Origin of the sequence: Pseudomonas sp. 2(2015), from assembly GCF_000955865.1 — a bacterium.
In the GTDB taxonomy this organism is placed as follows: Bacteria; Pseudomonadota; Gammaproteobacteria; order Pseudomonadales; family Pseudomonadaceae; genus Aquipseudomonas.
This window is the reverse complement of record NZ_JYOF01000011.1, coordinates 329885-349944: the sequence shown is the minus strand read 5'-3', so window position 1 is coordinate 349944 and position 20060 is coordinate 329885. Positions and strand designations below refer to the sequence as shown.

The 20060-nt window shown below is 64.9% G+C and carries 13 protein-coding genes; 6 read left to right on the top strand and 7 right to left on the bottom strand.

The window, feature by feature from the left end:
• Nucleotides 1-18: 18 nt before the first annotated feature.
• The 7 genes from UB48_RS16560 to UB48_RS16530 form a co-directional block, all read right to left on the bottom strand.
• Nucleotides 19-1713, bottom strand: coding sequence for an AMP-binding protein (locus UB48_RS16560; protein ID WP_045198960.1), 1695 nt, complete (start codon nucleotides 1711-1713; stop codon nucleotides 19-21).
• 86 nt (nucleotides 1714-1799) lie between these two features.
• A complete protein-coding gene (locus tag UB48_RS16555; RefSeq protein ID WP_045198958.1) occupies nucleotides 1800-2879 on the bottom strand; it encodes a hypothetical protein in 1080 nt (359 codons plus the stop codon).
• Between the two features lie 62 nt (nucleotides 2880-2941).
• Nucleotides 2942-4759, bottom strand: a complete 1818-nt coding sequence (locus tag UB48_RS16550) for an SDR family oxidoreductase (protein ID WP_045198956.1) — start codon at nucleotides 4757-4759, stop codon at nucleotides 2942-2944.
• A 26-nt stretch (nucleotides 4760-4785) separates the two neighbouring features.
• Complete coding sequence (locus UB48_RS16545; protein WP_275560032.1) at nucleotides 4786-5925, bottom strand: acyl-CoA dehydrogenase family protein; 1140 nt, start codon at nucleotides 5923-5925, stop codon at nucleotides 4786-4788.
• Between the two features lie 32 nt (nucleotides 5926-5957).
• Nucleotides 5958-7103, bottom strand: a complete 1146-nt coding sequence (locus UB48_RS16540; protein ID WP_082075461.1) for an acyl-CoA dehydrogenase family protein — start codon at nucleotides 7101-7103, stop codon at nucleotides 5958-5960.
• Nucleotides 7104-7362: 259 nt separating this feature from the next.
• Complete coding sequence (locus tag UB48_RS16535) at nucleotides 7363-10044, bottom strand: LuxR C-terminal-related transcriptional regulator (RefSeq protein ID WP_045198951.1); 2682 nt, start codon at nucleotides 10042-10044, stop codon at nucleotides 7363-7365.
• 168 nt (nucleotides 10045-10212) lie between these two features.
• Nucleotides 10213-11355, bottom strand: coding sequence for an acyl-CoA dehydrogenase family protein (locus tag UB48_RS16530; RefSeq protein ID WP_045198949.1), 1143 nt, complete (start codon nucleotides 11353-11355; stop codon nucleotides 10213-10215).
• Nucleotides 11356-11580: 225 nt separating this feature from the next.
• On the opposite strand from UB48_RS16530, the gene UB48_RS16525 reads away from it, so the two are divergent.
• The 6 genes from UB48_RS16525 (at nucleotide 11581) to UB48_RS16500 (ending at nucleotide 20020) form a co-directional block, all read left to right on the top strand.
• The gene (locus UB48_RS16525; protein WP_045198947.1) at nucleotides 11581-13377 is read left to right on the top strand and encodes an acyl-CoA dehydrogenase; all 1797 of its coding nucleotides are present in this window, start codon (nucleotides 11581-11583) and stop codon (nucleotides 13375-13377) included.
• Between the two features lie 64 nt (nucleotides 13378-13441).
• Complete coding sequence (locus tag UB48_RS16520; protein ID WP_045198945.1) at nucleotides 13442-15244, top strand: acyl-CoA dehydrogenase; 1803 nt, start codon at nucleotides 13442-13444, stop codon at nucleotides 15242-15244.
• Between the two features lie 40 nt (nucleotides 15245-15284).
• On the top strand, nucleotides 15285-17396 hold the full coding sequence (locus UB48_RS16515; protein ID WP_045198943.1) for a 3-hydroxyacyl-CoA dehydrogenase NAD-binding domain-containing protein: 2112 nt from the start codon (nucleotides 15285-15287) through the stop codon (nucleotides 17394-17396).
• 31 nt (nucleotides 17397-17427) lie between these two features.
• Entirely contained in the window at nucleotides 17428-18216 is a 789-nt protein-coding gene (locus UB48_RS16510) for an SDR family NAD(P)-dependent oxidoreductase (protein WP_045198941.1), read from the top strand.
• A gap of 360 nt (nucleotides 18217-18576) precedes the next feature.
• The gene (locus UB48_RS16505; protein ID WP_052676534.1) at nucleotides 18577-18879 is read left to right on the top strand and encodes a DUF3077 domain-containing protein; all 303 of its coding nucleotides are present in this window, start codon (nucleotides 18577-18579) and stop codon (nucleotides 18877-18879) included.
• Nucleotides 18880-18988: 109 nt separating this feature from the next.
• Complete coding sequence (locus UB48_RS16500; protein WP_045198938.1) at nucleotides 18989-20020, top strand: hypothetical protein; 1032 nt, start codon at nucleotides 18989-18991, stop codon at nucleotides 20018-20020.
• Nucleotides 20021-20060 lie beyond the last annotated feature (40 nt).

The window sequence follows — 20060 nt, the reverse complement described above, 5'->3', positions numbered from 1 at the left end:
GCGTTTTGGCATCTCCTTCTATTCGAAAATGACCTTGCCCTGCCCGGCATCCCAGGCTTCAATCCTGCCGAGGTAACGCTCCTCGATCAGGCCACGGCGGATCTTCAAGGTCGGCGTCAGCAGGGCGTTGGCAATTGCCCAGGGTTCGCCGACCACCACCAGCCGCGACAACTGCTCATGGGCCTCGAACTGGGCATTGACCTCGGCCAGGAACACTTCCAGCTCGGTGGCAACCCGGTCCCGGCCTTCTGCAGTTGCCAGCGCCGCACGGGTTTCGGCCGAGACGTTGAGCAGCGCCAACGGCTGCGACAGCCCCACGCCGGTAACGCAACAGGCCTCGATCCGCGGATGATTACCCAGCTTGGCCTCGATCGGCACCGGCGCCACATACTTGCCCTTGGCGGTCTTGAACAGGTCCTTGACCCTTCCTGTGATGCGCAGGCGGCCTTGTTCATCCAGCTCGCCACGGTCACCTGTGCAAAACAGACCATCATCGGTATAGCTTTGCGCGGTCAGGTCAGGTCGTTTGAAGTAGCCGAGCATCTGCGCCGGGCTGCGCACCAGAATCTCGTTGTCGGCGCCCAGGCGGCACTCGACCCCTGCAATGGCTGCGCCGACGTAACCCACCCGCACCTGCCCCGGCAGGCTGAAGTGCGAGGTGCCGAAGTTCTCGGTCATGCCATAGCCCTCCAGTAGCTCCAGCCCCAACTGCCGGTACCACTCCATCACCTTCACCGGCAGCGGTGCCGAGCCAGATAGCCCGGTGTGTACCTGATCGAGCCCCAGCGCTGAGAGAATCTGCGCCTTCATTCGTGCGCCTTCGGCCGGATCAGCGAATGCCGCAGCCTGAACGGCCGGGTCGATGCGCTCGTTGATGCCCTGGTAGAACTTGCCCCACAGCCTTGGCATGGAGAGGAATATGGTCGGCCGTGCACGGCGCAGGTCTGCGCTGAAGGTATCGAGCCCGAGATTGAAGAACACCCGGCAGCCGCTGAACAGCGACACCGCTTCGACCACGGCCCGCTCGGCAGTGTGCGCCAGGGGCAGGTACGACAGCAGGCGGTCGCCGCTGGAGGTGCCGCGGCCGTTGGCATACATGCAGCCGGTCACCGCCGGCGCGGCATACAGGCCGGCAAAGCTGTGCATCACGCCCTTGGGGTCGCCGGTGCTGCCGGAAGTGTAGATGATGGTTGCCAGGGCTTCGGGGGCAGGAAGCTCGACGGCCTGCAACGGCTCGGTGCCGGCAATGATCTGCTCCCAGGCCAGCCCCTGGTTGCAACTGGACATCGGCAGGTCGATCAGCGCCAATTGCTCGGGAATCGAGGCGCAGATCGCCTGCCAACCGGAGGCCTCGCCCTCCAGGCGGCCGACGAACAGCAGCTTGATCTCGGCATGCTCCAGCACATAGCGCACGGTATCGCTGCTGGCGGTGGTGTACAGCGGCACACTGACGTGGCCGGCCATCCAGATCGCCAGGTCGGCGATGATCCAGTGCGCGCTGTTCTTGGCATAGATACCAATGGACGAACCGGCCGGCAGCTCGAGGCGCTTGAGGTGGGCGGCGACGCGGCGTGCCTGATCGCCGACATCGGCCCAGCTGAAGTCCTGCACGCTGCCATCGGCCAGGGGTTGGCTGAGGTAGATGGTCTCGGGGGTAGTGCGCTCCCAGTGGAGGAAGCGATGCAACAGGGTGGTCTGATTATTGTTATTCATTGCCGATCCTGGATCTGGAGGGTGGTGTACCACCCATTGATATTGTTCTGTTCCGGGCGCGTCCTGGTGCATGTCGCTGCTGTCGCTCAGTCGCGCTGGTAGAGCGTGGCAATCACCGTGCCTGCGTCGGCGGTGTGTTGCTGCAGGGCAGTTCGTGCGTTATCGACCTGGCGTCGACCGGCACTGCCGCGCAACTGCTGGACCAGCTCGATGCATTGTGCCAGCGGGCTGGCGGCGCCAGCCAGTCCAAGCGACAACAGGCCGCCGCTGGGGTTGACCACCAGGTTGCCGCCATAGGTGTTGTCGCCCTCCTCGACCAGCTTTTCTGCACTGCCTTCAGGGCAAAAGCCCAGCGCCTCGTACAGCAGCATCTCGCTCAAGGTGCTGGCGTCGTGCAGTTCGCACACCTGCACATCCTGTGGCCCGATGCCCGCCAGTTCATACAGCTCGCGGGCCGCGGCCACCTGGGTGTCATAGCCGATGTCGACAATGCCCTCTGTCGGGCTGGCGCTGGCCAGGGCGAGGATACGGACCTGCGGGCCGGGGCAATGAAGGCGGGCAAAATCGGCGGAACACAGCAGCACGGCGGCAACGCCGGCGCTTGGCCAGGCAAACTGCGCAGAGGTCAACGGCTCGGCGAGCAGGCGGGCTTGCAACACCTGGTCGAGGGTCAGCGCCCGCCTGAACGCGGCCTCCGGGTTGAGCGCCGCATGCTGGCAGGCCTTGACGGCGATCATCGCGAAGGTTTCCGGGCGCGCCTGGTATCGCGCCATATAGGCGCGAGCGCTGGCTCCCAGGTGCTCCAGCAGCGCATCCGGGTAAGGCCATGGGCCTATAGCACCTTGCACACCCACCACCAGAATGGCTTGGGCCTGGTCTTGCACCAGCGCCTGCCAGGCACAGGACAACATCAACCCGCTGTCTTCGCTGTCCGGCGCAAACTGCCGCACCGCCACCTGGCCCAGCCCGCAGTGCTCGAGCGCCCGCTGCAGGCTCGCGTCGCTGTCTGTTGCGGCAAACACCGCGCTCAGGCGGCTGGCGGACAACCCGGCGTCGAGCAGTGCCAAGCGGGCCGTGCGCCCGATCAGGTCGGCCAGGCCCGGGCCCGCTGCTGCGGGGCTGAAAGCGGACATCCCTACGCCAATCACATTGACGCAACGTTGCATCGTGCTCTCCTGAAATACAAAGTTGCCGCTAGCACAACCGGCCAGCGGCAGGTGGCCAGGGATCAGGCCGGCACGGACTCGAACAATTCGACCGCGCCATTTTTCAGCACGATGACGTCACGCTCCACGGCACGCATCTGGACGATGATGCGCGTGGGCGATTCACGCCACATGCGGGTTTCCAGGGTGTCGCCGGGCATCACGATCGAGGCGAAGCGTGCGCGCACGCTCTTGAACAGCCGCGAATCGTTATCGCAAAACGCCTTGATCACATGCCGGCCGAGGTAGCCGAAAGTGCACAAGCCGTGCAGGAACGGCTTCTCGTAACCGGCCCTGGCGGCGTAATCCGGGTCGACGTGCATCGGGTTCCAGTCGCCGCACAGGCGGTAGAGCAAGGCCTGGTTGACCTCGGTGGCATCGGCCAGCACCGCGTCGGGTGCGCGCAACGGCGGCACGTTGAGCTCTTCGCTGGCGACCTGCTCCAGCCCGGCCCCGGGCACCCCCGGGTAGAACCCGGTGACTTCGTTGTAAAACAGCGGCGTGCCGTGTTCGTTGGTGGTCTCGATGGCCAGGATGCTCACCGAGCTCTTGCCTTTGTCGATGGCCGCCTTCAGGCGCATGGTGTGCTTGAGCTTGGCCTTTGGCGGCAACGGCCGGTACATGACGGTGTACTGCTCGCCATGCAGGCCCTTGGCGAACGGCAGGTTCAGACCCTCCAGCTGCGGCTCGCCGGACTTCGCCGCGCGCAGGAACACTTCAGTGGCCGGCAACACGGCCATGGTCGGCAGCACGCGGAAATCGTCGCCGGCAAACTCGTTCACATACAGCAGCTCAGTGCGGTCCAGCGGGTCCTTGGCGGCGCCGACGGCCAGGGCATAGAGTGCGGCATCGTTCTGGTCATACTCGGTTTCAAGGTAAGACACCGCCTTGCCCGCCACCTCCATGTCGACAAAGGCATTGCCACCTTTGGTCGGTGCGTCCATGCGCTCGAACAGCTCCTTGAAAGCGTCGGCGCCATCGGCGTGATGCACGCTGTGCTGGTCGAAGCGGGTAATGCGCGACCAGTTGTCGCGAACCAGTTCCGGGCTCAGGCACTGGGTGTGCAGGAACCGCCCCTGGGAACGCTGCCAACGGTACTTGGCGTGGAAGCCGCCACCGACTTCGAACAACTCGCCGCTGTCCTCGCAGGTTTCGCTGCACAGCCAGGCCACCAGTGGCGCGACGTCTTCGACTTTGAGCTTGTCGTGCAGCGCCTGGGGGAAGATGCCGCTGGCGATCACCATGCGTGAGGCGGCTATCGGGGCGATGGTGTTGACGCGAATGTTCTTGCTCGCGCCTTCGATGGCCAGCGAGCTGGCAAAGCCGATCAGGCCGGCCTTGGCGGTGGCATAGTTGCACTGGCCGAAGTTGCCGAAGATGCCGGCACCCGAGGCGGTCATGACGATACGCCCGTAACCCTTGTCGCGCATGATCGGCCACACCGCGTGGGTCAGCCGGTAGGCGCCCTTGACGTGAACATCCTGGATCAGGTCCCACTGCTCTTCGGTCATCTTGTGGAACGAGGTGTCGCGCAGGATGCCGGCGTTATTGATGAGGATGTCGACGGTGCCAAAGGCTTCCAGCGCGGTGGCGACGATCTTCTCGCCCTCGGTCACCGAATGGTGATCGGCTACCGCTTCGCCGCCCAGGGCGCGAATTTCGGCAACCACCGCGTCGGCCGCGGCGCTGGATTGCCCCAGGCCATCGGTACTGACCCCCAGGTCGTTGACCACCACCCGGGCGCCGCGCGACGCCAGCAGCAACGCATGGGCACGGCCCAGGCCGTTGCCGGCGCCGGTGACGATGGCGACTTTACCGTCAAAGCGAATTTCTTGAGACACGTGTGCACTCCTCTGTCTGATCGCGCTCACAGGGTGCGAGCGATGATTTCCTTCATGATTTCGTTGGTACCGCCCCAGATGCGGTTGCCGCGGGTGTCCAGGTACAGCCTGGCGATCGGGTACTCGGTCATGTAGCCGTTGCCGCCATGCAGTTGCAGGCAGGCATCGACTACCCGGCTGCTGAGCTCGGCGGTCCAGTACTTGGCCACCGCTGCGGTCTCGGCGCTCAGCTCGCCGCGCAGCAACAAGGCCATGCAGCTGTCGACCCAGGAGCGGCCGAGCTGTATTTCGGTTTTCAGTTGCGCCAGGACGAAACGCGAGTTCTGGAAATCCAGCACCGGCTTGCCGAACACGATGCGCGAGCGGGTGTAGTCGAGGGTGTGTTCCAGCGCCGCCTCGGCCTGGGCCTGAAAGCCCACCGCGCCGATGATCCGTTCCCAGGCCAGGTCATGCATAAGCTGGTAAAAGCCCTGGCCCTGCTCGCCGCCGAGCACGTTCTCGACTGGCACGCGGCAGTCGTCGAAGAACAGCATGCTGGTGTCCTGGGCATGCAGGCCAATCTTCTCCAGCGGCTGCGAGCGCTCGAAGCCCGGGCGCTCCTTCTCGACGATGACTAGTGAGATATCTTTGGCACTGCCGCTGTTGCCGGTCTTGCACACCACCAGCGCCAGGTCGCAGGACGCGCCGTTGGAGATGAATGTCTTGGAACCATTGAGCACGAAGTGCTCGCCATCGAGGGTGGCGCGGGTGCGTACCGCTTGCAGGTCCGAGCCGGTGTTGGGCTCGGTCATGGCGATGGCGCCGACAGCTTCGCCGGCAATCATCTTCGGCAGCCAGGCCTGCTTTTGCGCCTCGGTGCCGTAGTTGAGGATGTAGTACGCCACCAGCCCATGCACGCCGAAGCCGATCAGGCCAGTGGCGCCGATGCGCATGAATTCTTCGCAGAACACCATGTCGAACAAGCGGTCGGCGCCGGGGCCGCCGTACTCTTCCGGCATCGATGGCAGCAGCATGCCCAGCGCGCCGGCCTTGCGCCACACCGCGCGGGGGACGCACTTGTCCTTCTCCCACTGGGCGTGAAACGGCGCCACCTCCTCTTCCATGAAACGCCGGGCAGCGCGGCGGAACTCGTCGTGCTCGGTGCTGAACAATGTACGGGGGATCAGATATTGCATTGGGTAGTCCTCAGTGGCCCGGCTCAGAGTGTGCGGCCGACCAGATCTTTCATGATGTCGTTGGCGCCGCCGGCTATGCGCAGCACACGGTGATCCAGGTAGTGGCGGGCCACCGGATACTCGAGCATGTAGCCGTTGCCGCCGTGCAGCTGCACGCACTCATCAACGACACGGCTATACAGCTCCGAGCACCATAATTTGGCGGCTGCTGCCGCTTCCGGGCTGAGGGTGCCGGCCAGGCATTGCTCCATGCAGCGGTCGACGTAGTTCTGCGACACCGCCAATTGCATCTTCAGGTCGGCCAGTTTGAACCGGGTGTTCTGGAAGGCGAAGATCGGCTTGCCGAACACCGTGCGGTTGCGTGTGTAGTCCAGGGTGCTTTCCAGTACCGCCAGCGAGCCGGCGACGCTGCTGACGGCAATCGACAGGCGCTCCCAGGCCAGCTCCTTCATCAACTGGATAAAACCTTGCCCCGGCACGCCGCCCAGCAGGTTCTCCCTGGGTACCCGCACGTCTTCGAAGAACAGCATGGTGGTGTCCTGAGCGTGCAGGCCGACCTTGTGCAACGGCCGCGAGCGGCTGAACCCCGCACGCTCGGCCTCGACCAGGATCAGCGAGATGTCGTCGGCGCCTTTGCCCGAATTGCCGGTCTTGGCCACCACCACCACGAGGTCGCAGTTACTGCCGTTGGAGATAAAAGTCTTGGCGCCGTTGATGACGAAGTGATCACCGTCCAGCACCGCGCGGGTCTTGACTGCCTGCAGGTCGGAGCCGGTGTCCGGTTCGGTCATGGCCACCGCGCCGATGGCCTGGCCGCTGGCCATTTTCGGCAGCCAGGCGTGCTTTTGCGCCTCGCTGCCGAAATTCACCAGGTAGCCGGCGACAATGTCATGTACACCAAAACCGATCAGCCCGGAGGCCAGGCCTGCGCGGTAGATCTCTTCGCTGGCGACCATCGAAAAGCGCCGGTCCAGGCCCAGGCCTCCGTAGGCTTGCGGGGTGTTGGCATTGAGCATGCCGAGCGCGCCGGCGCGCTGCCAGATTTCACGCGGCACCCGCTGATCGGTTTCCCATTGTTCCTGGCAGGGTGCGCATTCCTCGGCCAGGAAGCGTCGCACGCTGTCGCGAAACGCCTCGTGCTCATGATCGAACAGGTTACGCGCAATCATTGAAGGTTCTCTCCTAGGCTCATCGTTCTGCCGCCCTAGCGGGGGCTGTGAATCGATCATAGGAGGCACTATCGGCGGGCTGCCCCCTCACGCCGGGGGGGATTGGCGGGCAGGAGCCGGCGGGAGACCAAGCCCCCCGTGCGGGGTTGGCCGCTACGTCGGCGGCTGGCTTAGGCTCAATCGGCAAGATTACCCGGGTACGGGGCAGGCGAAACGTCCACGCAACGTGCCGGATGCCTGGGCCCGGGTGATTTTGCGCTTACTCGAGCACACCGTGCTTGCGTGCCCAGGACACCGCGTCATAGCGGCTGGAGACGCCGAGCTTGGCGTAGATGTTCTTCAGGTTCCACTTCACCGTTTCCAGCGAAATGTTCAGCGTCAGGGCCACGCGTTTGTTGGCCATGGCCTGGCTGATCAGTTGCAGGATCGCCAGCTCCCGCGGTGTCAGTACCGAGTGGGCGCCATTGCCTGGCAATTCGCTGCAGCGCCCGGCATAGGCAGGCCCGAAGCCTTCCAGCAAGCGGCCCAGGTATGCCCCGTCTTCATCCGCCAGGGCTTTGCCGGCAAGCTCGGCGAGCATCTTGCGCAGCGCCTCGCCCTCATCCAGGAAGGTGCGAACCAGGCCCAACTGGCGGCCCTCGACAAGCGCCGCCAGCAGATGCGCCTGTGCCCGCTCGGGCTCAAGCAGGTCAGCCTGGGCGCAGGCCAGCAGCAACTGCGCGGTGACCCGCAACTGGCCGCGGCTGAACGCCTTGGCATAGCTGTACAGCACCTCAAGATCGGCCAGCGCCTTGTCCGGGTAATGGGTGGCCAGCAGCAGGCGCGCCCGCGCCAATGCTGCCATAGGCACGATGTCGGCCTTGAAGCCCTTGGCCGCAAGGTAAGGCTGGGCCAGGGTCTGCAGGGTGGCGACCGCCTCGGCGGCCAGGGTCTTGTTATTATCGAGCAAGGCGATGCGCGCCTGCTCTGCCAGGCAATGCACCAGCGCACGGTCCTGGCCGATGGTGCGAAAGTGACGCACCTGGCGCTCGAGGAAGGCCATGGCAACCGCCGGGCTGTCCTGCAGCAAATCCAGGCGCGCACGGCAGATGGTGGCGCGCAGCATGGTGTCGGGCATGGCCCATTGCAGCAGGCCGTTGCGGTTGGCAAGAATCTCCCGCGCCTCGTCGGTGCGGTCCAGTTCGCGGTACACCTCGGCCAGGGTTGCGCCGCCCAGATAGGCGCTGGCCGAACGATGCCCGTGTACTGCCACGGCACGGGCCAGTTGCGGCGCCCCGGTACGCTCGGCATCCAGCACCCGCCCGGCCTGCAAGTAGCAGAGCGTGCGCGTGCCTTCAGCGACCAGGGCCATTTCGCCATCGCGCTCGGACTCGGGTATCGGGCTCTGATCCAGGCATTGCAGGGCCTCGTCGATGCGCCCGGCCGCCAGGTAAGCGATGCCCAGCAACGCCGGCGCACCAAAGCGCGTGACCGAATAGTCGTCCGGTAACGGCTTGAAGTTTTTCAGCAGCTCGATGATCGGTTCGGTGCGGTCGCGTTGCACCTCGATGGCGGCTTGCACCAGCGGCAGCCGGTAGGCGACGTCGGCCTGCTGCGCGGCGCCACTGCGCTGGAACTGCTCCAGCCAGGCTTCGGCCTTGGCCGGTCGGGCGGTCAGGGCGTAGGCCAGGCAACCAAGAAAGAACAACCGTGGCCGCGAGAACAGAATGTCTTGTGGCAGGCGGTCGAGCAGACGCAGCAGCGGGCTGAGCTGGCCGAGGCTCCAGGTTGCCGGGGCGGCGCGCTCGATCAGTTGCGCGGCAAAGCCCAGGTCGCCCGCTTCGGTGGCATGGCGTACGGCCTCGGCGAGCAACTTGCGCTCGGCGAACCAGCGCGCCGCCCGGTCGTGCAGCGCGCGTTGCGCGTTGCCTTCACGCCGCGCCAAACGGGTGGCGAGGAAGTCGGCAAACAGTGCATGGAAGCGATACCAGGGTTGGCGGTCGTCGGCTTCGACGCGAAATATCAGCAGATTCTCTTCGTCCAGCCGCTTGAGCAGCGCCGTGGCCGCCTCGCAGCCGGTAACCGCCTGCGCCAGGGAGGCATTGAAACGCCGGCAGATACTCACGCTTTCCATGAACCAGGCAAGCTCGGCCGGCAGGTGCGCCATGACGTTCTCGGCCAGGTAGTTTTGCAGGTCGTCGGAACGCCAGCCCATTTCGCGCAAGGTGCCGCGGGCGCCGGGGTCATTGCGCAGGAGGATGATCACCAGTTGCAGGGTGGCCGGCCAGCCGCTGGTGAGCTCGTGGATCTGGTGCAGTTCTTCCGGGCTCAGCTTCAACACCGCCAGGCTCTGTTCGAGGAAGGCGCGCGACTCGCTCAGGTCGAAGGGCAATGCCGCGCAATCGAGCTCGACCAGTTGCCCGCTCAGGCGCAGGCGACTGAAGCTCAGCGGCGGCCCGACCCGCGAGGAGATCACGAAATGCAGGTTGTCCGGGCTGTGGTCCAGCAGCTTCTGCATCAACTGGTGGGCGCGCGGGTCGCAGACGTGCTGGTAATCATCGATCACCAGGTACAGCTCTTTGTTGACGCACGCCGCCCCCTCGACGATGGCCGCGACCACCTCGTCGATCAGTTCCTGGCGCGAGCCTTCCAGCGGGATGCCGCTGTCCAGGGCAATGCCTAGACGTTGCAGGGCGCCGCGCAGGTAGGCGAAGAAGATTGCCAGGTGCTTGTCGTCTGCGCTCAGTGACAGCCAGGCGACCTCGGCGCCCGAGCGCATCATCGACTGGCGCCATTGCGCCAGCAACGTGGTCTTGCCGAAACCCGGGCTGCCGGTGATCAAGCCTACGCGGCTTTGCGCCATGCTGCGCAGCTCTTCCAGCAGGCGTTGGCGCAGGATGGTCTGGGTGCCGATGCGCGGGGGTGCGAATTTGGTCGAAACGAGCAGCTTGTCGCTATGCATGGCCTGACAGGTCTCCGATCCGAACGCATCGAAACAGCGAAGCGGGCGCTGGACGAATTGGCTTGCGTGGCCACGTTCTGTTGTTTTTATGTCGGATTTTGTACCTGAAGATCAGCCAAAAGTCAGCCTCCCCCCCTTAAGTGAGGGGGGAGCGCCAGTTCTGTGCGCTCAGAGCGTGCGGGCCACCAGTTCGCGCATGATGTCGTTGGCCCCGCCATAGATACGGTTGACCCGGCTGTCCAGGTAGTGGCGGGCCACCGGGTATTCGAGCATGTAGCCGTTGCCGCCGTGCAGTTGCAGGCACTGGTCGACCACCTTGGAGTACAGCTCGGTACACCACAGCTTGGCCGCCGCAGCCGCTTGCGGGCTAAGCTCGTGCGCGAGGATCAGTTCCATGCAACGGTCGGTGTAGGTCTGGCCAATTACGACCTCGGTCTTCAGCTCCGCAAGCTTGAAGCGCGAATTCTGGAATTCGATGATCGGTTTGGCGAACACCTTGCGCTCGCGGGTGTAGGCAATGGTTTGTTCCAGTACCGCCTGGCTGGCGGCAATAGCCAGGATGCCGATGCTCAGGCGCTCCCAGGCCAGTTCTTTCATCAGCTGATAGAAGCCCTGGCCCGGCTCGGCGCCGAGCACGTTGACCCTGGGCACGCGGACGTCCTGGAAAAACAGCATGGTGGTGTCCTGGGCGTGCAGGCCAACCTTGCGCAGCGGCCTGGACTTGCTGACCCCGGTGCGGTCGGCCTCGACCAGAATCAGCGAGATGTCGCGCGAGCCTTTACCGCTGTTGCCGGTCTTGGCGATCACCACGATAAGGTCGCAGTTGGTGCCGTTGGAGATAAAGGTTTTGGCGCCGTTGATCAGGTAGTCGTCACCATCGAGCACGGCGCGGGTCTTGACCGCCTGCAGGTCTGAGCCGGTGTCCGGTTCAGTCATGGCCACGGCGGCAATCACCTCGCCGCTGGCCATTCTCGGCAGCCACTCAAGCTTTTGCGCCTCGGTACCGAAGTTGATCAGGTAGCCGGCACAGATGTCATGCACATTGAAACCACTCAGCCCCGACAACCCTGCCCGGGCTACCTCCTCCACCGCGACCATGGAAAACCGCCGGTCCAGGCCCAGGCCGCCATAGGCCTCCGGTGTCGTGGCATTGAGCATGCCCAGCGCGCCGGCACGCTGCCAGATCTCCCGGGGCACCCGCTGATCTTCCTCCCACTGTTCGTGGAAGGGGGCGCAGGCTTCGTCAAGAAAACGCCGGACCGTGTGGCGAAACGCCTCGTGCTCGGGCTCGAAAAGAGTGCGTGGGATCATGCTGACCTCAGAGTGGCGTGGATGCGATGGCTTCACCTTAAGCCGTCGTGTGCAGGGCACGCCCCCTCCTGGCGGGTAGGTCGGCGCTGCGTCGCCCTTGCCCACCCTTCCGGGGTGGGCGCCTGCCCTGGTTCGATCTGTTGAACTTGCCCTCAGCGCCTGTACGGACATACCACCTTTTCGGAGTCTTCATGAGCCTCAACAACATCGGCCAGGGATCCAGCCATGAGTGAATACCACGCGCCGCTGCGCGACATGCAGTTTGTTCTCAACGAATTGGGTTACCTGGAACAAGTGCTGGGGCTACCCGGCTGCAGCCACCTGGACGTCGAGCTTGTCGACGCCATCCTCAGTGAAGCCGGCAAGTTCGCCCATGGCGTGTTGGCGCCGCTGAACGTCAGCGGAGATCGTCAAGGTGCGCGCTGGCTCGACGGCGAGGTACGCACCGCCAGCGGTTGGCGCGAGGCTTACCAGCGTTTTACCGAGGGTGGCTGGAACGCCCTGTCCTGTGCTCCCCAGTTCGGTGGCCAGGGCTTGCCGCGGGTGGTCTCGGCGCTGGTGGAGGAAATGTGGAACGCTGCCAACCTGTCGTTCGGCCTGTGCCCGATGCTCACCCGCGGCGCCATCGAGGCGATCGAGTTGCGCGGCTCGGCTTACCTCAAGCACACCTACCTGGCGAAGATGATCAGCGGCCAGTGGACCGGTACCATGAACCTCACCGAACCCCAGGCCGGTTCCGATCTGGCGGCGGTACGCACCCGTGCCGAACCGGCAGGCGACGGCACGTTCCGTATCAAGGGCCAGAAGATTTTCATCACTTACGGCGAGCACGATCTGGCCGAGAACATCGTCCACCTGGTCCTGGCCCGCACCCCCGGGTCACCGGCCGGGGTCAAGGGGATCTCGCTGTTCGTCGTGCCGAAATACCTGGTCGAGGCCGACGGCCGCCTGGGCGCGCGCAACGATGTGCGCTGCACTGCTATCGAACACAAGCTGGGCATCCACGCCAGCCCGACTGCAGTGCTCGCCTTTGGCGACGGCGATGGCGCCACCGGCTGGCTGGTCGGCGAAGAGCACCGCGGCCTGGGATACATGTTCATCATGATGAACGCCGCCCGCTTCAGTGTCGGCATCGAAGGCGTCGGCCTCAGCGAGCGCGCCTACCAGCGAGCCCGTAGCTATGCCCGCGATCGTATCCAGGGCAGCGAGATTGGTGCATCAACGCGCAGCGATGTCGCGATCATCCGCCACCCGGACGTACGGCGCATGCTCCTGTCGATGAAAGCCCGCACCGAAGCCATGCGCGCCCTGGCCTGTGAAGTCGCCGCGGCAATGGACTGCGCCGAACGCCACCCAAGCCCCGCCGCCCGCCTGGAATGGCAGGCGCTGGTGGAGCTGATGATCCCGGTCGTCAAGGGCTGGAGCACCGAAAACGCCGTCGACATCACCTCACTTGGCATCCAGATTCACGGTGGCATGGGCTACATCGAAGAAACCGGCGCCGCCCAGTACCTGCGCGATGCGCGCATCACCACGCTGTACGAGGGCACCACCGGCATCCAGGCCAGCGACCTGATCGGCCGCAAGATCGCCCGCGACGGCGGCAAGGCCATCGCCACACTTGGCCAGCAAATCCAGCAGGTGATCGAAGCGCTGACGGCGACGGACGATGCGCAGCTGCAGGCTAACGCTGGCAACCTGGGCAAGGCCCTGATTGCCCTGAATGCCAGCGTCGCATTCATCGTTGCTCAATTTCCCCTGCAGCCTGCCCGTGTTGCCGCCGGTGCCGTGCCGTTCCTCGAGCTGCTGGGCATCGTCGCTGGTGGCTGGCAGATGGCCCGTTCGGCGCTGGTCGCGCACCGCCAGCTCAAGGTCGGCAACGCCGACCAGGGCTTCTATCGCGGCAAGTTGCTTACCGCGCGCTTTTACGCTGATCACTGGCTGCCGCAGGCCGAGAGCCTGTCGCGCATCGTCGTCCAGGGCGCCGATGCCGTGCTCGAGATGCCAGACCAGCAGTTCTGAATCCTTTTGTTTGACCCTGGCCGCGCCGTCAACGGCGGCGGGCCGACCTGTACGAGACACGACGATGACCGACGCCTTGTTGAACGAACGTGAACTGCAGTTCCAGCTCTACGAACTGCTCGATACCCAGGCACTGCTGCAACGCCCGCGCTACGCCGAGCACGACCGGGCGGTGTTTGACGCCACCTTGCAGACCGCACGGGGTATCGCCGCCGAATACTTCGCCCCGCACAACCAGAAAGGCGACGCCAACGAGCCGACCTTCGACGGCGAGAACGTGCGCCTGATCCCTGAAACCAAGGCCGCCTGGGACGCCTTCGCCGAGGCGGGCTTCCTCGCCGCCCACCACGACGTCGACGATGGCGGCCTGCAACTGCCGGAAGTGATCCTGCGCGCCAGCATGGCCTACTTCAACGCCGCCAATATCGCCACGGTAAACTACTCGTTCCTGACCATCGGGGCTGCCAACCTGGTCAAGAGCTTCGCCAGCGCCTCCCTGCGCGAACGCTTTTTGGCGCCGATGCTCGACGGCCGTTACAGCGGCACCATGGCCCTGACCGAACCCGGCCAGGGCTCGGCCCTTGGCGACCTGCGCACCCTGGCGCGCCCGGCGGGCGATGGCAGCTATCGCCTGTTCGGCCAGAAGATGTTCATTTCCGGTGGTGACCAGGACCTCACCGCCAATATCCTGCACATGGTGCTGGCTCGTATCGAGGGCGCGCCGGCCGGCACCCGTGGCATTTCATTGTTCCTGGTACCCAAGTTCCTGGTTGAACCGGATGGCAGCCTGGGCGCACGCAACGATGTCGCCCTGGCCGGGCTGCTGCACAAGCTGGGTAACCGCAACACCACCTCGACCGTGCTGAATTTCGGCGAACAGGCCGGTGCCGTCGCTTACCTGGTCGGCGAGGCCAACCAGGGCCTGGCCTGCATGTTCCAGATGATGAACGAAGCGCGCATCGGCGTGGCCCTCGGCGCTTCGGCGCTGGCCTACCAGAGCTATATCCATGCCCTGGACTACGCCCGCGAACGCCCCCAGGGCCGCTTGCCCGGGGCCAAAGACCCGCTGTCGCCACAGGTGCGCATCGTCGAGCACGCCGATGTGCGGCGCATGCTGCTGCAACAGAAGACCTACGCCGAGGGCAGCCTGGCGCTGTGCCTGTACGCCAGCAGCCTGTACGAAGATGCCCATACTGCGCCCGACCCGGCAACCCGCCGCGAGGCCGGGGAGCTGCTTGACCTGCTGATTCCCATGGTTAAGTCCTACCCGTCGAAGTATGGCGTGCTCGCCTCGGACATCGGCGTACAGATCCTCGGCGGCTCGGGCTACATCCGCGAGTATCCGCTGGAGCAGTACTACCGCGACAACCGCCTCAACCCAATCCATGAAGGCACCGAAGGCATCCACGGCCTCGATCTGCTCGGGCGCAAGCTTCAGCAAAACCACGGCGCCGGCTACCAGTCGTTCCTCACCCAGGTGCGTCTGACCCTCGACGCAGCCGGCACTGACGATCGCTGCGCCGCCATCGCCTACCTGCTCAGTGGTGCACTGGAGCGCTTGCAGCAGGTCACCGACAGCCTGCTCGGCCAGGTCGCCGCCGACGCCAGGCGCGGCCTGGCCAACGCCACCTCTTACCTCGACCTGTTCGGCCGGGTGCTGGTGGGCTGGTTGTGGTTGCGCATGGCTCTGGTCGCCAGCCGCGCCCTGGGCGCCGGGGCAGCCGACAGCGAAGCGGACTTCTACCACGGCAAGTTGCAAGCGGCGCGCTACTTCATGGACTGGGAGCTTGCCGGTATCGACGCCCAGGCGCGACTGCTGGCCAGCGCCAACAGCACAAGCCTCGACATGCAGGACCGCTGGTTCTGAACCCCACTTTGACGTTCAAGCGCTTTGCCAAGGAGTCACCATGAACCCGCTGGTCACCTACCACCTGCAAGACAACCTGGCCCTGATCGGCCTCGCCCGGCCACCGGTCAATGCCCTCGGCCAGCCACTGCGCGCTGCCCTGCTTGAAGCCTGCGAACAGGCCGGTGCCGACCACGCGGTACAGGCCATCGTGCTGTTCGGCGCCAATGGGCTGTTCAGCGCCGGCGCCGACATCGGCGAGTTCGGCAGTCCGGCATCCTTCGCCACGCCGGATCTGCCCGGCCTGCTCACCCGCCTGACCCACCTCGACAAGCCGATAGTCGCGGCCATCGGCAAGCTGGCCCTGGGCGGCGGCCTGGAACTGGCGCTGGCCTGCGGCTATCGCGTTGGCGAACCGCAGACCCGTGTCGGCCTGCCGGAAATCACCCTCGGCCTGTTGCCCGGCGCCGGTGGCAGCCAGCGCCTGCCGCGGCTGATCGGCGCACAGCCGGCGCTGGAACTGATGATCAACGGCGCCCCGCTGCCTGCCCAACGCGCCCATGAGCTGGGTATCCTCGACCGCCTCGCGCCCAGCCCGGAGCAACTGCTCGAATACGCCTGCAGCTTTGCCCGCGAACTGCTCACCGGCAACGCACCGGCCCAGCCGCCCGCCCCCTTCCCGGAACCCGCCAAGGGGCTGGCGGCGGACTACTTCGACAGTTACTTGAGCGTCAACGCGCCACGCTGGAAAACCCGCCTGGCACCGCGCCTGGTGGTGTCGGCGGTCCAGGCCGCTTGCACGCTGCCGTTGGCCCAAGGCCTGCAGCGCGAGCTTGCGTTGTTCAAGCAGGCAGAGGCCTCGCGCCAGTCTGAAGCACTGCGCCATGTGTTCTTTGCCGAACGCGAGGCTGGCAAAGTCCCGGGCATCGGCGCCGATACCCCGCTGCGCACCATCAACCGGGTCGCGGTGATCGGTGCCGGCACCATGGGTGGCGGCATCGCCATGAACTTCGCCAATGCCGGTATCCCGGTTACGCTCCTGGAACGTCAAGGGGACGCCCTGGACCGCGGCCTGGCGCAGATCCGCCAGACCTACGGCATCAGCGTCAAGCGTGGCAGCTTGAGCGAAGCCCAACGGGAACAGCGCATGGCCCTGCTCAGCGGCACCCTTGACTACGACGACCTGGTCGATGCCGACCTGGTGATCGAGGCCGTGTTCGAGCAGCTGCAGGTCAAGCAGGAGGTGTTCCGCCAGCTGGATCGGGTGTGCAAACCGGGCACGATTCTGGCGACCAACACCTCGTCGCTGGACGTCGACCAGATCGCCGCCGTGACCTCGCGCCCGCAAGACGTTATCGGCCTGCACTTCTTCAGCCCGGCCAACGTCATGCGCTTGCTGGAAGTGGTCAACGCCGACAGGACTGTTGGCGATGTGCTGGCGACCACCCTGAAAATCGCCCGGATCATTGGCAAGATCCCGGTGGTGTCGGGCGTGTGCTTCGGTTTTATCGGCAACCGCATGCTCGAACCCTACGCCCGCGAAGCCCACCGCCTGGTGCTCGAAGGCGCGACCCCGGCCCAGGTCGACGGCGTGCTCAGCGCCCTGGACCTGAACATGGGAGTGTTCAGCATGCTCGACCTCGCCGGTATCGACGTGAACTTCCTGGTACGTGATGCCAACCGCGCGGCCATTGCCCATGACGACAGCTACTGCCGCATCGGTGACGAGCTCTACCGCCTGGGCCGCCATGGGCAGAAAACCGGACGCGGCTTCTATCAATATGAAGGTCGCGAGCGCCACGCCGACTACGAAGTGGTGGCCCTGGCCGAGCGCCTGGCCGGTGAACTGCACATCCCCCGACGGCGCATCGATGACGGCGAGATACATGCCCGCTGCCTGTTCATGTTGATCAACGAAGGCATGCAACTGCTCGACGAAGGCATTGCCCTGCGCGCTGGCGACATCGACCTGGTGTGGATCAACGGCTATGGTTTCCCGGCCCATCTCGGTGGCCCGATGCACTACGCCGAGCAGTTCGGCCTGGACAAGGTCCTGGCCGGTATCCAGCACTATCGCACGGCGCTGGGCGACTATGGCCAGATGTGGTTCACCCCGGCGCCGTTGCTCGAGCGCCTGGTAGCCGCCGGCAAAACCCGTATCGAACGCTACTGAGCCAGCCCCTTTGACAACCAGGACCTGCTCGATGAAACAAAACCTAGACCTTGGCTGCACCTTCTCTCTTGCCGGCCGTACGCTGATGGTAACCGGCGCTTCCAGTGGCATTGGCGCGCACCTGGCCCGCGTCGCCGGGCGCGCCGGTGCCCGGGTGGTGCTCGCGGCGCGGCGGGTCGAGCGCTTGCAGGAACTGGCGCAAATCATCGGTGAAGACGGTAGCCAGGCCATTGCCGTAGCGATGGATGTGACCGAACGGGCCAGCGTCGAAGCCGCGTTCGATGCCGCCCAGGCGGCCTTCGGGGTGGTGGATGTGCTGCTCAACAATGCCGGCATCGGCCAGGGCCAGCGGGTGCTGGAGATCAGCGAAGAGGACTGGCGCGCCATGCTCTCGACCAACCTCGACGGCGTCTGGCGCGTGGCCCAATGCGCCGCCCAGCGCCTGGCGCAGGCCGGGCGTGGCGGTAGCATCGTCAACATCGCCTCCATGCTCGGTGTGCGCGTGGGTACTGGCTACAGCCACTACTGCGCCGCAAAGGCTGGTGTTGTGCAGTTGACCAAGTCATTGGCCCTTGAGCTTGCGCGTTATGAGATACGAGTCAACGCCATTGCACCGGGCTACTTCAAGACCGAGATGAACGACGCCTATTTCGACAGTGCAAAGGGCCAGGCCTACATTCGCGACGCGGTGCCCATGCGTCGCCTGGGGCAACTGGCGGAACTTGAAGGGCCGTTCCTGCTGTTGGCCAGCCAGGCCGGCACTTATATGTCGGGTGCGGTGCTGGCGGTAGATGGCGGGCAGTTGGTGGGGAGTTTGTAAGCGCGTGACGCTCAATCGGGCGGTGACAGTCAATTGTTCCCACAGTGATCGGCGACAAATCGCGATTATGTAGGTGTTTTCTGTAAGACCGTTCTGAATCATACTTCCGCCGCCGTTGCGCTGTTGTGCCGAGCCTTTTATGGCCCTAGGCTGCTGCCGTCGTTGGAAAATCAACGATCGGATTTAGCAGTCCGGAACATTCATATGAGGTCGACGGCACACCGCTGTTATGGCGGTTGTACGTGGGGCGCCTTCGGGTGCGCCGGGGTCCTCTATGACCGGTCTGCTAACCCGCGTACAGCTGCCACCCTTCGTTTAGCAGCGAGTCGTGGTTGCTCCACTCCTACATAGAGGTCAACCATGAAAAAGCCAGTCCCCGATCCCCCCAGCCTCGACCTTTCCACCGCAACCACCGCCAGCACCCCGTTTGGCAGCAATCACATGTTCACTGTTCGCGCCGGTATTCCTGCCGAAGAAGCACTGCTGCATGCCTGCCAGTTGCTGGAATGCGCCGAGGCCACGGTCAGCGACGCGCTCGACCACCTGACGCTCAACGACCACTCCCTGGTGTACGGCGCCGGCCAGCACATCGAGACGGCGCGGGCGCTGATCGATGCCGTGCTTGATGGTGGGGGCGTGAACCGGGTCTTTAGCCCCCGCTAGACGGTGGGATCAGGGGCGAGTGGAGCAAGGGCAGCTATTGGCTCAATACCCCAGGAGCCAATCATTGGCTATCATGCCTGCCCGTCAGACAACCGGAAGTCCGATCCTCATGCTCAAGCCCCTGGCCCTGCTGACTCTCGCTGGTGCGTGTGGCTACGCCAGTGCCGCATCCAGCGACCTTGCCGGCGTCTGGCAAGGCACTCTGGGCAAAGCGCCAATCACCGCCTGTTTCAACGCCGCCCCCGAGCGCAACGGTAGCTACTACTACCAGCGCTTTCTCACGCCGATCCCGCTAGCCCAGGAAAACCCCGGCGAACCCTGGGCCGAACACGGCAATACGGGTTTCTGGCACCTGGACGCACCCCAGGGCGATCACCTGAGCGGAACCTGGCGCAAGGCCCCGGGCGCCACGCCGCTACCTCTGGCGCTGACACGCACCAGCACCGAAGGCTGTGGTGGCGACGCCTTCAACCAGCCGATGGAGGCAGCCCCGCTGCCGGTCAAGGTCGAGAAAAAGACCTTCGGTACGCACGCCTATCAAGTACGCACCCAAGGCGCCCAGGTCACCTTGAAGCTCAACGGCGACAGCCCGGCCATCCATAAAATCAATCAACACCTGGCCCGCCTGGCCGCAAGCCCCGAGGGCCAGAAAACGTTCTTCAGCGAACGCCGCGAATTCCTCGGCCGCAACGGCTCCGCCGCAACCAGCGAGATCAGTGTCGAACCCACCTATTGGTCATCGCAGTGGATCACCGTCAGGTTCTACCGCTGGAGCGCAGGCTATGGTCGCGGCGGCATCAGTTGGGGCCTGCACAGCTGGAACCTGCAAACCGGCGAAAGCGTCGACCCCTGGACCTGGATCGGTACGCGCTTTGCGTGGGACAGCCCCTACACCGGGCATGTCGAACTGCCGAAAAAATTCGCCAGCTGGTTGCAGACCCAGGCCAGCGCAGACAGCGATTGCCCGGATGTCGCCAGCTACAGCAGCTACGACCTGAGTTTCGACACCCAGGGCCTGCGCCTGGCCAACCAGCCCAGCGGCGATGGCTGTGATGTCGACCTGAGCTTCACCTGGCAACAACTGCAGCCGCTGCTCTCGGCGCAGGGTCGGGCCGCGCTGCCGAGCTTGCAGGTGCCGTGACAGGTTCGCCAAACATAGACAACTCCCCGAGGTAGCCAGT

Coding starts and splice junctions, on each gene's coding strand:
- UB48_RS16560 (WP_045198960.1), bottom strand. CDS start 1,713: ATGAATAACAATAATCAGACCACCCTGTTGCATCGCTTCCTCCACTGG.
- UB48_RS16510 (WP_045198941.1), top strand. CDS start 17,428: ATGAAACAAAACCTAGACCTTGGCTGCACCTTCTCTCTTGCCGGCCGT.
- UB48_RS16500 (WP_045198938.1), top strand. CDS start 18,989: ATGCTCAAGCCCCTGGCCCTGCTGACTCTCGCTGGTGCGTGTGGCTAC.
- UB48_RS16555 (WP_045198958.1), bottom strand. CDS start 2,879: ATGCAACGTTGCGTCAATGTGATTGGCGTAGGGATGTCCGCTTTCAGC.
- UB48_RS16525 (WP_045198947.1), top strand. CDS start 11,581: ATGAGTGAATACCACGCGCCGCTGCGCGACATGCAGTTTGTTCTCAAC.
- UB48_RS16540 (WP_082075461.1), bottom strand. CDS start 7,103: ATGATTGCGCGTAACCTGTTCGATCATGAGCACGAGGCGTTTCGCGAC.
- UB48_RS16505 (WP_052676534.1), top strand. CDS start 18,577: ATGAAAAAGCCAGTCCCCGATCCCCCCAGCCTCGACCTTTCCACCGCA.
- UB48_RS16520 (WP_045198945.1), top strand. CDS start 13,442: ATGACCGACGCCTTGTTGAACGAACGTGAACTGCAGTTCCAGCTCTAC.
- UB48_RS16530 (WP_045198949.1), bottom strand. CDS start 11,355: ATGATCCCACGCACTCTTTTCGAGCCCGAGCACGAGGCGTTTCGCCAC.
- UB48_RS16515 (WP_045198943.1), top strand. CDS start 15,285: ATGAACCCGCTGGTCACCTACCACCTGCAAGACAACCTGGCCCTGATC.
- UB48_RS16535 (WP_045198951.1), bottom strand. CDS start 10,044: ATGCATAGCGACAAGCTGCTCGTTTCGACCAAATTCGCACCCCCGCGC.